Origin of the sequence: Pseudomonas putida NBRC 14164, from assembly GCF_000412675.1 — a bacterium.
Lineage (GTDB): Bacteria > Pseudomonadota > Gammaproteobacteria > Pseudomonadales > Pseudomonadaceae > Aquipseudomonas > Aquipseudomonas putida.
On the sequence record NC_021505.1, the window covers coordinates 5,879,290 to 5,893,390 of the forward strand.

The 14,101-nt window shown below is 63.4% G+C and carries 11 protein-coding genes; 5 read left to right on the forward strand and 6 right to left on the reverse strand.

The genetic code is table 11. The annotated features are described in order from the left end of the window. Window positions 1–45: 45 nt before the first annotated feature. Window positions 46–1,887, forward strand: coding sequence for a dihydroxy-acid dehydratase (ilvD, locus tag PP4_RS26160; protein WP_016502088.1), 1,842 nt, complete (start codon window positions 46–48; stop codon window positions 1,885–1,887). A gap of 174 nt (window positions 1,888–2,061) precedes the next feature. On the opposite strand, the gene PP4_RS26165 is transcribed toward ilvD, so the two are convergent. Next, window positions 2,062–3,117, reverse strand: a complete 1,056-nt coding sequence (locus PP4_RS26165; RefSeq protein ID WP_016502089.1) for an HAD family hydrolase — start codon at window positions 3,115–3,117, stop codon at window positions 2,062–2,064. Window positions 3,118–3,361: 244 nt separating this feature from the next. Here PP4_RS26165 and PP4_RS26170 point away from each other — a divergent pair, with 244 nt between their 5' ends. Next, window positions 3,362–4,753 (forward strand): L-cystine transporter, encoded by a 1,392-nt coding sequence (locus PP4_RS26170; protein WP_016502090.1) that lies wholly within the window; start codon window positions 3,362–3,364, stop codon window positions 4,751–4,753. 35 nt (window positions 4,754–4,788) lie between these two features. On the opposite strand, the gene PP4_RS26175 is transcribed toward PP4_RS26170, so the two are convergent. Next, entirely contained in the window at window positions 4,789–5,304 is a 516-nt protein-coding gene (locus tag PP4_RS26175; RefSeq protein WP_016502091.1) for a dihydrofolate reductase, read from the reverse strand. Window positions 5,305–5,358: 54 nt separating this feature from the next. Here PP4_RS26175 and PP4_RS26180 point away from each other — a divergent pair, with 54 nt between their 5' ends. Continuing rightward, window positions 5,359–6,750, forward strand: coding sequence for a DUF2868 domain-containing protein (locus tag PP4_RS26180; RefSeq protein ID WP_041167934.1), 1,392 nt, complete (start codon window positions 5,359–5,361; stop codon window positions 6,748–6,750). Then, window positions 6,743–8,107: a GTPase/DUF3482 domain-containing protein gene (locus PP4_RS26185; RefSeq protein WP_016502093.1), complete on the forward strand. Its 1,365-nt coding sequence runs from the start codon at window positions 6,743–6,745 to the stop codon at window positions 8,105–8,107. The genes PP4_RS26180 and PP4_RS26185 overlap by 8 nt, the downstream gene beginning before the upstream one ends. Before the next feature lie 108 nt (window positions 8,108–8,215). On the opposite strand, the gene PP4_RS26190 is transcribed toward PP4_RS26185, so the two are convergent. The 4 genes from PP4_RS26190 to PP4_RS26205 all read right to left on the reverse strand — a co-directional run bounded on the left by PP4_RS26190 (window position 8,216) and on the right by PP4_RS26205 (window position 12,727). After that, window positions 8,216–8,764: a phosphonate degradation HD-domain oxygenase gene (locus PP4_RS26190; RefSeq protein WP_016502094.1), complete on the reverse strand. Its 549-nt coding sequence runs from the start codon at window positions 8,762–8,764 to the stop codon at window positions 8,216–8,218. A gap of 134 nt (window positions 8,765–8,898) precedes the next feature. Beyond that, window positions 8,899–9,924 carry a putative 2-aminoethylphosphonate ABC transporter substrate-binding protein gene (locus PP4_RS26195; RefSeq protein WP_016502095.1) on the reverse strand — a complete coding sequence of 342 codons (1,026 nt, stop codon included), beginning with the start codon at window positions 9,922–9,924 and terminating at the stop codon, window positions 8,899–8,901. An 18-nt stretch (window positions 9,925–9,942) separates the two neighbouring features. Continuing rightward, the gene (locus PP4_RS26200; RefSeq protein ID WP_041167935.1) at window positions 9,943–11,667 is read right to left on the reverse strand and encodes a putative 2-aminoethylphosphonate ABC transporter permease subunit; all 1,725 of its coding nucleotides are present in this window, start codon (window positions 11,665–11,667) and stop codon (window positions 9,943–9,945) included. 1 nt (window position 11,668) lies between these two features. Next, window positions 11,669–12,727 carry a putative 2-aminoethylphosphonate ABC transporter ATP-binding protein gene (locus PP4_RS26205; RefSeq protein ID WP_016502097.1) on the reverse strand — a complete coding sequence of 353 codons (1,059 nt, stop codon included), beginning with the start codon at window positions 12,725–12,727 and terminating at the stop codon, window positions 11,669–11,671. A 343-nt stretch (window positions 12,728–13,070) separates the two neighbouring features. Between PP4_RS26205 and PP4_RS26210 the strand changes: the two genes are divergently transcribed. Further along, entirely contained in the window at window positions 13,071–14,024 is a 954-nt protein-coding gene (locus PP4_RS26210) for an IS110 family RNA-guided transposase (protein ID WP_016502098.1), read from the forward strand. Window positions 14,025–14,101: the final 77 nt, after the last annotated feature.

Genomic DNA, 14,101 nt, shown 5'->3' on the forward strand with positions numbered 1-14,101 from the left:
CTCACTCCCCTTTATGTGACCTGATTAAGCCGCCAGGAGTGTTTCATGCCTGATTATCGTTCCAAGACTTCCACCCATGGCCGCAACATGGCCGGCGCCCGTGCCCTGTGGCGCGCAACCGGGATGAAGGACGAAGATTTCAAGAAACCGATCATCGCCATCGCCAACTCGTTCACCCAGTTCGTCCCGGGCCATGTGCACCTGAAGGACCTGGGCCAGCTGGTTGCCCGCGAGATCGAGCGCGCCGGTGGCGTGGCCAAGGAATTCAACACCATCGCGGTCGATGACGGCATCGCCATGGGCCACGACGGCATGCTGTACTCGCTGCCAAGCCGCGAGATCATCGCCGACGCCGTGGAATACATGGTCAACGCCCACTGCGCCGACGCCATCGTGTGCATCTCCAACTGCGACAAGATCACCCCCGGCATGCTGATGGCCGCCCTGCGCCTGAACATCCCGGTGATCTTCGTTTCCGGCGGCCCGATGGAAGCCGGCAAGACCAAGCTGGCCAGCCACGGCCTGGACCTGGTCGACGCCATGGTCATCGCCGCCGATTCCACGGCTTCCGACGAAAAAGTCGCCGAATACGAGCGCAGCGCCTGCCCGACCTGCGGTTCGTGCTCCGGCATGTTCACCGCCAACTCGATGAACTGCCTGACCGAGGCCCTGGGCCTGGCCCTGCCGGGCAACGGCTCGACCCTGGCCACCCACGCCGACCGCGAGCAGCTGTTCCTCACCGCCGGCCGCACCATCGTCGAGCTGTGCAAGCGCTACTACGGCGACAACGATCAGTCGGTACTGCCGCGCAACATTGCCAACTTCAAGGCGTTCGAAAACGCCATGATGCTCGACATCGCCATGGGCGGCTCGACCAACACCATCCTGCACCTGCTGGCCGCAGCCCAGGAAGGCGAAGTCGCGTTCGACCTGCGTGACATCGACCGCCTGTCGCGCAAAGTGCCGCAGCTGTGCAAAGTGGCGCCGAACATCCAGAAGTACCACATGGAAGACGTGCACCGCGCCGGCGGCATCTTCAGCATCCTCGGTTCGCTGGCCCGTGGCGGCCTGCTGCACACCGACCTGCCGACCGTGCACAGCGCCAGCATGGAAGAAGCCATCGCCAAATGGGACATCACCCAGACCGATGACGAAGCCGTGCACACCTTCTTCAAAGCCGGCCCTGCCGGTATCCCGACCCAGACTGCGTTCAGCCAGTCGACCCGTTGGGAAACCCTCGACGACGACCGCGAAAACGGCTGCATCCGCAGCTTCGAGCACGCCTACTCGCAAGAAGGCGGCCTGGCCGTGCTGTACGGCAACATCGCCCTCGACGGTTGCGTGGTGAAAACCGCCGGTGTTGACGAATCGATCCACGTGTTCGAAGGCAATGCCAAGATCTTCGAGAGCCAGGACAGCGCCGTGCGCGGCATCCTCGCCGACGAAGTGAAGGCCGGCGACATCGTGATCATCCGCTACGAAGGCCCGAAAGGCGGCCCGGGCATGCAGGAAATGCTGTACCCGACCTCGTACCTGAAGTCCAAAGGCCTGGGCAAGGCTTGCGCCCTGCTCACCGACGGCCGCTTCTCGGGCGGTACCTCGGGCCTGTCGATCGGCCACGCCTCGCCGGAAGCGGCTGCCGGCGGCGCCATCGGCCTGGTGCGCGACGGCGACAAGGTATTGATCGACATCCCTAACCGTTCGATCAACCTGCTGGTCAGCGACGAAGAGCTGGCCGAGCGCCGCATCGAGCAGGACAAGAAGGGCTGGAAACCCGCTGAAGTACGCCCACGCAAAGTGACCACCGCGCTGAAGGCCTACGCCCTGCTGGCGACCAGTGCCGACAAAGGTGCGGTGCGCAACAAGGCGATGCTCGAAGGGCTCTGAGGCTTTTCTAGCGTGAAAGAAGAACCGGCGCCCTGGGTGCCGGTTTTTTTATGCCTGTTCCAGCCTCTTCGCGGGCACGCCCGCTCCCACAGGTACTCCACAGATTTTAGATTCTGTGGAGTACCTGTGGGAGCGGGTTCACCCGCGAAGAGGCCGGAGCAGACAACGCAACAACTACTGGATTTGCTCCGGCGTCACGATCACCCAGTTCTTGTCCGCCGTCACCGGCAACCCTTCCTTGGCCTGCGCCGCCGCATTCCTGGTAATCATGCCGTTGAGCTGGTCCATGTACTTGGCCTTGCGGTTTATCCACAGGTGGATGCCACCTTTGCCCACATCCACCCCGTGGAACTGCATGTAGCCATCGCTGGTCGGCGTGTCGCCGCCCACCAGCACCGGTTTCTTCCATTCATCGATGTAGGTCAGGATGGCCGCCTGCTTGCCCGCCATCCAGGTAGCGGGGGTCCACAGGTACGGGGTCAGCTCCAGCCCTTCGTTGGCCTTGGCATCATAGTGGCCAGCACTGATCTGCTTGCGTGCCGTGGTCAGTTGCCCATTGCTGCGGTCCTTTAGCAGCAGGCTCACGCCGATCACGTTCTGCGGTTTCACGTTGTAGCCGTACCTGGGGTCCGAGGCGACCATGCGCACCAGCTCTTCGGAGGCCGCCGAAATCACGTATACCTCGATGCCATTCTCCATCAACTTGTTGTAGAGCTCGGCCTGGCCCTTGAAGACCTTGGGCGGCTGTACCTCGATGGCCTTGACTTGGTCGCCTTCGTAATAAGTACTGGGGATCGGCTTGGTAGAAGCCATCAGCTCGTCCACCTGCACCTTCAACTCCTTCAGGGTGAAACCCGAGAACACCTGGGCCACCCACGGGTAGCAGACCATGTCGTCGACTTCGCACAACCGGTAGTAGTAGCTGAACAGGCTTTCCTTGTGCTCGGCAGTGTCCTTGAACGGCATCAGCTTCAGCGACGGGTCAAGCTTGTCGCGGCTCAGCAGGCCCTTGTTTTCCATGAACGGCAGCAGGGCTTCTTCCAGGTCATGGCGGTAGCTGGTGTTGTCCATGTCGAACACCGCGTAGTTACCCTTGTTGGCATTGGCAGCGATCATGCGGTCGAGCTGCCTGGCCGCCTCGGCGGGCCAATGCTTGAGCTCGGTGGCGAAGGTTTCGATACTGAACAGCAGGGACAGGCCGATGGCGGCGGCTTTCACAGCGACTTTCATGTACGAATCTCCTGAAATGACCCAGAAACGCTAGTGCAACAATCCCCACTGCCAACCTTCGATAACGACCTCCATGCAGCCGCAAACGCCGCGTTCATTGCAATCCGCGACACTTCGTTATTCCATAAACGACTATGCAAATTCCATTTGGGTATAAATTCGTTTGTTTTCAGGCTGTTAGCATTTCAGTTCGCAATCGCTCACAGAGGCGATGCCACTTCTGCTTTTTTCTGCTGGAGCTTCAATGAACCTGCCGCTGTCACTTAACCTGCTGGCGTTCCTGGCCCTGTTGCTGGGCCTGGCACAAACCCGCCGCACCGACTGGAGCCTGGCCAAGAAGGTACTGCTGGGCCTGGTGCTGGGCGTAGTCTTCGGCCTGGCCCTGCACACGATCTACGGCGCTGGCCACCCCGTGCTCAAGTCCACCATCGCCTGGCTCGACCTGGTCGGCAACGGCTATGTCGGCTTGTTGCAGATGATTGTCATGCCGCTGATCTTCGCCTCGATCCTCAGTGCCGTGGCGCGCCTGCACAATGCCTCGTCGCTGGGCCGCATCAGCGTGCTGAGCATCGGCACCCTGCTGCTGACCACCGCCATTGCCGCGCTGATCGGCATCGTGCTGACCAACCTGTTCGGCCTGAGTGCAGAAGGCCTGGTGGCCGGTGTGCAGGAAAGCGCCCGCATGCAGGTTATCCACAGCGACTACGCCGGCAAGGTCGCCGACCTCAACATCCCGCAGCTGCTGCTGTCGTTCATCCCCAGCAACCCGGTGGGTGACCTGGCGCGGGCCAAGCCGACGTCGATCATCAGCGTGGTGATCTTCGCCGTATTCGTCGGCCTGGCCGCGCTGCAGCTGATCAAGGACGATGCCGAGAAAGGCGAGCGCGCCCTGTCGGCCATCGACACCCTGCAAGCCTGGGTGATGCGCCTGGTGCGGGTGGTAATGAAACTGACCCCGTATGGCGTGCTGGCGTTGATGACCAAGGTGGTTGCCAGCTCGAACATGGAAGACATCCTCAAGCTGGGCAGCTTCGTGGTGGTGTCGTACCTGGGCCTGGGGCTGATGTTCGTGGTGCATGCCCTTATCCTGGCGGCGACCGGTGTGAGCCCGCTGCGCTTCTTCCGCAAGGTGTGGCCGGTGCTCACGTTCGCCTTCACCAGCCGCTCCAGCGCCGCCAGCATTCCGCTGAACATCGAAGCGCAAACGCGCCGCCTGGGTGTGCCGCAGTCGATTGCCAGCTTCAGCGCATCATTCGGCACCACCATTGGCCAGAACGGCTGCGCTGGCCTCTATCCCGCCATGCTGGCGGTGATGGTGGCACCGGCGGTGGGCATCGATACATTCGACCCGCTGTGGATCGCGACCCTGGTGGCCATCGTCACGCTGAGTTCTGCAGGGGTTGCCGGTGTGGGTGGCGGGGCCACTTTTGCCGCACTGATCGTGCTCCCAGCAATGGGCTTGCCGGTGGAGCTGGTGGCGTTGCTGATTTCGGTGGAGCCGCTGATCGACATGGGGCGTACGGCGCTGAACGTGAACGGTTCGATGACTGCGGGCGTGGTGACCAGCCAGCTGTTGAAAGAGACCGACAAGGACGTGCTGGCGGGCGATGAGCATGCCGAATTGAGCCACTCCTGACCGATCGCAGGGGGCGCTTCGCGCCCCCGACAATCTCAAACCTTGTCCCAAACCTCGAAGTGATAAGCAGGCTTGCCTTCCTCAGCCTGTGCCTCACTCGACTCCAGCTTCCAATGCGCCTCATCAAACGCAGGGAACCAGGCATCGCCTTCCGGCGCCATTTCTACCCGCGTCAGGTACATCCGGCTGACCAGCCCTTTCTCCAGCGCCTGCCAATACAACTGCGCCCCGCCAATCAGCATCAGCTCTTCAACGCCTTGCTCGCGCGCCCACTGCTCGGCCCGCACCAGCGCTTCTTCAAGCGACGCAAATACCTCCGCACCTGTCAGTTCAAGGCCCGGCTGGCGGCTGACGACGATATTCAACCGCCCAGGCAGCGGCCGCCCCAGCGAGTCCCAGGTCTTGCGCCCCATGATGATCGGCTTGCCCAGGGTGGTGGCCTTGAAGTACTTGAAGTCCCCCGGCAAATGCCAGGGCATGGAATTGTCGATGCCGATCACGCGGTTCTCGGCGTACGCCGCGATCAGGCTGAGGGGGAGTGATGTATTCATGCCAGCGAGGATAGCACCGGGCGTGTGGGTTATGCTTCTGCCCTGACCTGTGCAATGGAAGACCATGTGACTGAACCGACTCCACTGGACAAGCGCTGGCTCACCGAAGCGGTACGCCTGCGCGAGGAACACGCCGGCCCCCTGGAAGACCAGGAAGCCAACCGTCGCGCCCGCCAATTGGGCGGCGACCTGGCGGCCCGCATCGAAACCCGTGCACTGTTCCTGGCCGAACGCGATGGCATGAGCACCGCCCTGCGCCACTGGAAGCAAGGCGCGCGCCTGGCGCTGCTGGCCTTGCTGCTGATGGCCGTGCTCAGCGGCGCGGGCTTGGCCCTGGCCGCCCTGGGCGACGGGCAGCGGCCGGTGAACGTGTTCTGGGCCCTGGGCAGCCTGCTCGGGCTGAACCTGCTGATGCTGCTGGGCTGGGCCATCGGTTCTGCCGTAAGCGGCGAGCATGGCGCAGGGCTGGGCCGCTTGTGGCTATGGCTGAGTGAACGCTTTGCCCGCGATGCCAAGGCCGCACACCTGGCACCTGCGCTGCTGGTGCTGCTGCAACGCCAACGCCTGAACCGCTGGCTGCTCGGCCTGCTGGTGCATGGCCTGTGGCTGCTGGCCATGCTCACCGCCCTGGGCATGCTGCTAGCCTTGCTGGCGACCCGGCGCTATGGCTTTGTCTGGGAAACCACGCTGCTTGCCGCCGACCCGTTCATCCACCTGACCCAAGCCCTGGGCGCCCTGCCTTCGCTGCTGGGCTTTGCCGTGCCTGACGAAGCCATGATCCGCGCCAGCGGCGACACCTTGCCGGCCCTGGAGCAAGCCCGACAGGCCTGGGCCAGCTGGTTGCTGGGGGTGGTGCTGGTGTATGGCCTGTTACCACGCCTGGTACTGGCTGCATTGTGCCTGTGGCGCTGGCGCCAAGGCCGCGAGCGCCTGGCACTGGACTTGAGCCTGCCCGGCTACGCGCAACTGCGTGATGCACTGATGCCGCGCAGCGAACGCATCGGCGTGCAGGATGCCGCACCCGAGGCCCTGCCACAGTTTGCCGCCGGCCAGCTGGAAAGCGGCAGCAGCGGTGCCCTGCTGGTGGGCCTGGAACTGGACGACCAGCGCCCCTGGCCGCCCGCCCTGCCGAAAAGCGTGATCGACGCTGGCGTGCTCGACAGCCGCGAATCGCGCAACCGGCTGCTCGAACAACTCAGCCGCTTCCCCCCGGCACGCCTGGCCATCGCCTGCGACCCCCGGCGCTCGCCCGACCGCGGCAGCCTGGCGTTGCTCGCCGAACTGGCGCGCAATGCCGGCGCAACCCGTATCTGGCTACTGCAGTCGGCACCCGGCCAGGCTGTTGATGCCCAGCGCCTGGGCGATTGGCACGAAGCCCTTGACCGCCTTGGCCTGCAACACGCCGACACCTCACCACTGACCTGGCTGGAGCATGGCCATGACTGAGCCACTGAAACTGGCCGTGGTCGGCCATACCAACGTCGGCAAGACCTCGCTGCTGCGCACGCTGACCCGCGACGTAGGCTTTGGCGAAGTGTCCCACCGCCCCAGCACCACCCGCCATGTAGAAGGTGCGCGCTTGTCGGTGGACGGCGAACCCTTGCTGGAGCTGTACGACACCCCGGGCCTGGAGGATGCCATCGCGTTGCTCGACTACCTCGAACGCCTGGAACGCCCGGGCGAGCGCCTGGACGGCCCGGCCCGCCTGGAGCGCTTTCTGCAGGGCAGCGAAGCGCGCCAGCGTTTCGAGCAGGAGGCCAAGGTGCTGCGCCAGTTGCTGGCCAGCAATGCCGGCCTGTACGTGATCGACGCGCGCGAGCCGGTGCTGGCCAAGTATCGCGATGAACTGGAAGTGCTGGCCAGCTGCGGCAAGCCGTTGCTGCCGGTGCTCAACTTCGTCGCCAGCCACCAGCACCGCGAGCCGCAATGGCGTGAAGCCCTTGCCCGGCTTGGGCTTCACGCGTTGGTGCGGTTCGACAGCGTGGCCCCGCCCGAGGATGGCGAGCGCCGTTTGTACGAAAGCCTGGCCCTGCTGCTGGAGGACGCCCGCCCGGCCCTGCAGCGGCTGATCGACGACCAGCAGGCACAGCGCCTGGCCCGCCAGCAAAGTGGCAAGCGGCTGATTGCCGAGTTGCTGCTGGACTGCGCCGCCTGCCGGCGTAGCGTCGAGGCGGAGCCAGCGGCCGAAGCCAAGGCCATAGAGGCGCTGCGCCGGGACATACGCCAACGTGAACAGCGTTGCGTCGAAGCCTTGCTCAAGCTGTATGCCTTCCGCCGCGAGGATGCCCATGCCAGCGACCTGCCGTTGCTCGATGGCCGCTGGGGCGATGACCTGTTCAATCCTGAAACCCTGAAGCTGCTGGGTGTGCGCCTGGGCAGCGGCGTGGCGGCCGGCGCTGCAGCCGGGGCCGGGGTCGATCTGCTGGTCGGCGGGCTTACCCTCGGCGCGGCAGCGCTGGCCGGCGCGATTGCCGGCGGTGCGCTGCAGACGGCGCGTAACTATGGCTCACGGTTGATGGGCAAGCTCAAGGGCAAACGCGAGCTGACCGTGGACGACACGGTATTGCGCCTGCTGGCGTTGCGTCAGCAGCAGTTGATGGTGGCGCTGGATAACCGCGGGCATGCGGCGCAAGACAGCATCAGGCTGGGTGAGCTGGATGAGAAGGCCTGGCGCGAGGGCAAGTTGCCAGAGGCACTGGTGAAGGCGCGGGCGCATCCGCAATGGTCGACGCTCAACCCAGGGGCGAAGCTGAATCAGGCTGAGCGGCAGGAACAGCTGGAGGCACTGGTTTCACAATTTTGAGTCAGCAGGCCTGGCCTCTTCGCAGCACAAGGCTGCTCCTACAGATATCGCGTCCGCCTGTAGGAGCAGCCTTGTGCTGCGAAGAGGCCAGGCCCGACAACCCATGTTTCAAAGCAATGCCAGTGCCCTCTGCTTCAACCCATCCAGATCAACCACCGGTACCCCCACCTCCTTGGCCCGCTCATCCCACTCCCGCATCCGCAAGCTCACCTCGAACAGCGGATCCCGCTCGAATGCATCCGCCTCAGCTTCGCTCATTACCCCCCCCTGATACTCCAGGGTCCGCCGGCTCGCCTCGCTCAGGCGCTGGTAATACCCCGCCTGGCGCAACGTCAGGTAACGCTTGGCCTCCACGTGATACTCCACCAACCGCGACATGCGCTCGCCAAAGCCGCAACGGCGCAAATACTCGGCGCCGATGCGTTCATGGCTGACCACGCCGTAGCCGCCCATGCTGGCGTCACCGCCACACAGGTGGCCGATGTCGTGGAAGAACGCCGCCAGCACCACCTCATCGTCGAAGCCTTCGGCCATGGCCAGTTGCGCGGCCTGTGACATGTGTTCGAGCTGGGTGATGGCTTCGCCGATGTAGTCGTCGGTGCCATGGAGTGCGTACAGGGCGAAGGTGCTGTCGACTATCTGTGCTGGATCAGGCATCGGTATCTATTCCTGGCTTGGTAGCGGCGGTGGCTTCTTCGCGGGCTCGCCCGCTCCCACAAGGGGCTGCGCAAATTTCAGGACCTGCGCAGTACCTGTGGGAGCGGGCATGCCCGCGAAGAGGCCGGTACAGGTTACTGCTGGGCCACCTTCTCCGACTTGCCGTCGTAGCGCTTGCGCCACTCGGCCAGAATCTGGTCACGGTTCTTCGATGCCCACGCAAAGTCGTTCTTGATCAGGCGCTGTTCATAGTCCGCTGGCAGCTCGGTCTGTGGCTTGGCAATACCCGGCGCGGCCAGCACGGCGAAGTTTTCCTTGTACAGCTCCATCGCCGCCGGGCTGGCCGAGAAATCAGCCAGGCGCTTGGCCGCATCCGCCTTGGGCGAGCCTTTGATCACAGCAGTCGCCTCGATCTCCCAGCCCAGGCCTTCCTTCGGCAACACGATGTCCAGCGGTGCGCCCTGGCGCTTCAGTTGCACAGCCGGGTATTCGAACGAGATACCGATCGGGAACTCGCCCGCAGCCGCCAGCTTGCATGGCTTGGAGCCGGAGTGAACATACTGGCCGATGTTCTGGTGCAGTGCGTCCATGTAGGCCCAGCCTTGCGGCTCACCAAAGGTCTGCAACCAGGCACTCACGTCAAGGAAGCCGGTACCCGACGAGGCCGGGTTCGGCATGACGATCTTGCCTTTGTATTCCGGCTTGGTCAGGTCCTGCCAGCTCACCGGCTTGCTCAGGCCCTGCTTCTCGGCCTCGATGGTATTGAAGCAGATGGTTGCGGCCCACACGTCCATGCCCACCCACGCCGGCGGGTTGGCAGCGTCCCGGTAGTTGCCGGAGATCTTGCCCAGGTCCTTCGGTGCATAGGCTTCCAGCATGCCGTTCTGGTCGAGAATGGCCAGGCTGGACGCTGCCAGGCCCCATACCGCGTCGGCTTGCGGGCGGTCTTTCTCGGCCAGCAGCTTGGCAGTGATGATGCCGGTGGAATCGCGTACCCACTTGATCTCGATGTCCGGGTTGGCCTTCTCGAAGGCCTGCTTGTAGCTCTTCAGCTGCTCGGCTTCCAGCGCGGTGTAGACCGTCAGCTGGGTATCCGCGGCCGAAGCCTGCAGGCTGAATACGGCAGAAACGGCAGCGGCAAGTGCAAGGTGCTTGTACATGGGTAGGTTCCTTACAGGTCAGACGGTCGCGGCGCGTTGGCGCCAGGCTTGGGAGCGGCGCAGCAGGCCGCGTGAGGCTGCGGCCAGCAGCAGTGAAGCGCCGGCACTGGTCAGCAGGATCAGGGTGGACATGGCAGCAGCACCGCCAACGTTGCCGGCATCGTCCATGTTCAGCACGGCAACGGCAGCCAGGATGGTGTCGGGGCTGTACAGGAAGATCGCCGCCGACACCGTGGTCATGGCCGAAACGAACAGGTAGCGGATGATGTCCAGCAGCGCCGGCAGGCAGATCGGCACGGTCACCCGCAGGAAGTGCTTGTACAGCGGCGCCTTCAACGACAGCGCAGCGGCCTCGAACTCGCCATCAAGCTGGCGAAGCGCGGTGGTTGCGGTCATCTGCGCGGTGGTCAGGTAATGGGCGATGGTGCACACCACCAACAGCCCCATGCTGCCGTACAGCACATGCAGCGGGTTGCCGTTCAGGTTGAAGAAGAAGACGTAGCCCAGGCCCAGCACCAGGCCCGGCACGGCCATGGGGATGAAGCTGAGCAGGCGCAGCGCCTGGTTGAGCAGGCGTTGGCCCTGGGTTTTCTCCATCAGGTAGGCACCGGTGAAAATCACGATGCTGCCGATCAGCGCGGTGCCGATGGCCATGGTCACGCTGTTGCGGTAGGCCGACCAACCGCCACCGGCGGTGTCTTCGAACATGTAGTGACGCAGCGACAACGACAGGTTGTATGGCCAGAAAGTGACCAGCGACGAATACACCGCCATGCCGATCACCAGCAGCAATGCCGCGCACACCAGCAGCACGAGGGCCAGGAAGCAGGCATCGCGGCCACGCGATGGCTTGGGTTCGAACACCTGGGCGCGGCCGCTCATGGCCTCGCCCTGGCGCCGGCGCAGCCAGGCGTCAACGCTGAAGCTGAACAGGGCCGGCAACAGCAGCACCATACCGATCAGCGCACCACGGCCGAACTGTTGCTGGCCGACCACCGCCTTGTAGGCCTCCAGCGCCAGCACCTGATAGTCGCCACCGACCACCACCGGCACACCGAAGTCGGTGATGGTCAGGGTGAACACCAGGCAGAACGCCGCAAACACCGCCTGGCGCGTGGCCGGCCAGGTGATGCTGGTGAACGCCCGACCTGGGCCAGCGCCCATGCTGGAGGCGGCATCGAACAGCCGAGCATCGGCCAGCGACAGCGCCGATAGCAGGATCATCAGCGCATGCGGGAAGGTGTAGATGGCCTCCCCCAGCACGATGCCCCAGAAGCCGTAGATGTTGTCGCTGAGCAACCCGCGCAGCAGCCCCTGGTTACCGAACAGGTAGACCAGGGCGATGGCTGGCAGCATCGACGGCGCCAGCAGCGGCAGCAGGGAAATCCCCCGCCACAGGCCCTTGGCCGGGATCAGCGTACGTTGCAGGGCATAGGCAAACAGGTAGGCCAACGGCACCACGATGGCTGCGACGGTGAAAGCCACCGACAGGCTGTTGCCCAGCAACCAGTGGAAGTTGTCGCTGGCAAACAGCTCCCGGGCTGCCAGCAAGCCGCCACCCTGGCCCGCGTCCGCGCTGAAGCCACGCCAGAAGATCGCCAGCAGCGGCATCAGCACGGCCAGCACCAACAGGATCAGCAGCAGGCTCTTGCCGCCGACGACGAACAACCGATCACCCAGGGCAACGCCAGCACGCGGCGCGGCTTTGGCCTGGCTCAGCGGCAGGGACATTGGCGCGGCCATCTCAGGCAAACACCTGCAGGCTCTGCGGCGGCAGCGCCACCCAGATGTCCTGCGAACCCAGGCGGGGCATGGCCTCGGGGGCCACCTCGGCCAGCAGGGCATGGCCTGGCAGGGCCTTGAGTTCAAAACTCATGCGGCAGCGGTTACCGAGAAAGGTGATTTCGCGGACCATGGCCGGGAACAGGTTTTCTTCGTGTACCACCGGGTTGACCGTGATCGCCTCCGGGCGGCAGAACAGCCGGCCACTGCTGGCCTGGGCCGAACCCGGCGCCAGGCGCATGTTCATGCCGCCAACCTGGGCATGGCTGTCGCCGCTTCGCTGGAATGGCAGCCAGTTACCCTGGCCGACGAACTCGGCAACGAACAGCGTGGCCGGTTGGTCGTAGATTTCCTGCGGGGTGGCGTACTGCTCGACCTGGCCGTTGTTCATCACGGCAATGCGGTCGGCCATCAGCATGGCTTCGTCCTGGTTGTGGGTCACCATCAGGGTGGTGATGCCCAGCTGGCGTTGCAGCTGGCGCAGCTCGGTGCACAGGTGCTCGCGGACCCGGGCGTCCAGCGCCGACATCGGCTCGTCGAGCAGTAGCAGGGATGGCGACGGCGCCAGCGCACGGGCCAGGGCCACACGTTGCTGCTGGCCACCGGAAAGCTGGCCTGGGTATTTCTTCTCGCTGCCAGAAAGGCCCACCAGTTCGAGCATTTCAGCCACCCGCTGGCGGGCCTGCTCGCGGCCACTGCCGGTCAGGCCGTAGGCGATGTTGGCTTCGACGGTAAGGTTGGGGAACAGCGCGTAGGACTGAAACAGGATGCCGTAGTCACGGGCCTGGGGCGGCAGCTCGGAGATATCGCGCTCGCCGATGTACAGCGTGCCGCGGTCCTGGCGCTCCAGGCCGGCGATGCAGCGCAGCAGCGTGGTCTTGCCACAGCCGGACGGGCCGAGCAGGCACACCAGTTCGCCGGCGGCGATGTCCAGCGAGACATCGTTGAGTGCCGTGAAGGCACCGAAGCGCTTGTGGATGTTGCGCACTTTCATCTGTGCGCCGGGGGTGGTGTGGTTCATGGCAGGGCCTCATCGAAGAGATGGGGCCATGCTAGGCAGGCTGTGCGAAGGTTCTGTGGCTTTGAGGCAAAAGCCGGTGATAGTGGTATAGGCAGATTTTGTATTGGCCTGTCGGGGCCTCTTCGCGGGCTTGCCCGCTTGTATGGTTAGACTTGAAGGGGTGGTGGGACTAAATGCCCGATTCTGACTGTTCACAGCAGTACAGACCGTGGGAGACATCGCCCCACCCCTTCCACCAAAGCGCCGATAAAGAATGCATCGTTTGCAAACGACGATAGAAGCAAGCCAGCGCCTCTTGGTGAAACCCCTTCAAGCCAAAAAACCATAACGTGAGGAGGCTCCCGTGGCAATGCAGGTTGGCAAATTGATCGTGGGTGCGGATGTCGCGAAAGCTGAGTTAGTGATTCATCACGATGATCGCGATGAGATCATCAAGGTGAAAAATACCAAACCGGAAATCAAGAAATGGCTGAAGCAACAGCCTCTCAACACGGCAATTGCTGTTGAGGCGACCAATGTTTACCACCTGGACTTGGTTGAGCTGGCCCATAGCCTGGGTTTCGAGGTCTATGTCATTGATGGATTCCAACTGAGTAACTACCGCAAAAGCGTGGGTGTACGGGTAAAAACGGACCCCACTGATGCTCGGTTGCTGTCCCGATTTTTGAGAAACGAGGGGGAAGACCTCCGCCCTTGGACTCCCCCTCCCGCCGTCTACGGCAAGCTTCAGAGCCTTCTGCGACGCCGAGCGGCCTTGGTGACTGCCCGCACGGCGATGACCCAGAGCTGGGCTAATGAACCCCTGTTGAAAGCCGCCTTCACAACCTTTGTAAAATCGATAGACCGGCTGGATTTGTTGATCCAAAAGAAAATTAAAGAGGTGCTGCGCGAAGCAGGGCTGCACGAGCAAGTTGCTCGCTGCCAGGCGGTAGAGGGTATTGGTTTTCTCACTGCGACTGCCTTGGTAATGGCCTTTATGCGGGGCGAGTTCAAGAGCAGTGATTCGTACATTGCATTCCTGGGAATGGATCTACGAGTGATTGATTCTGGGCAGAAGAATGGACGTCGTCGCCTGACCAAGCGAGGCTGCTCAGAAATCCGTCGCCTGCTGCATAACGCGGCGATGTCAGCCAGCCGGACGGCCACTTGGAAAGGGATCTACGAACAACATCGCAATGCGGGTAAAGCAACAACCCAGGCGTTGGTAATCCTGGCCAGGAAGCTTGCACGAGTGGCATTCGCCCTGATGAAGAATCAGGACGAATATGTCACCAAGGGTGGGAAAGCGCCTTGCTGAAAACCATAGAATCTCCCACAGGATATCTACAAAATTCAGACCCTACGCAGTACCTGTGGGAGCGGGCAAGCCCGCGA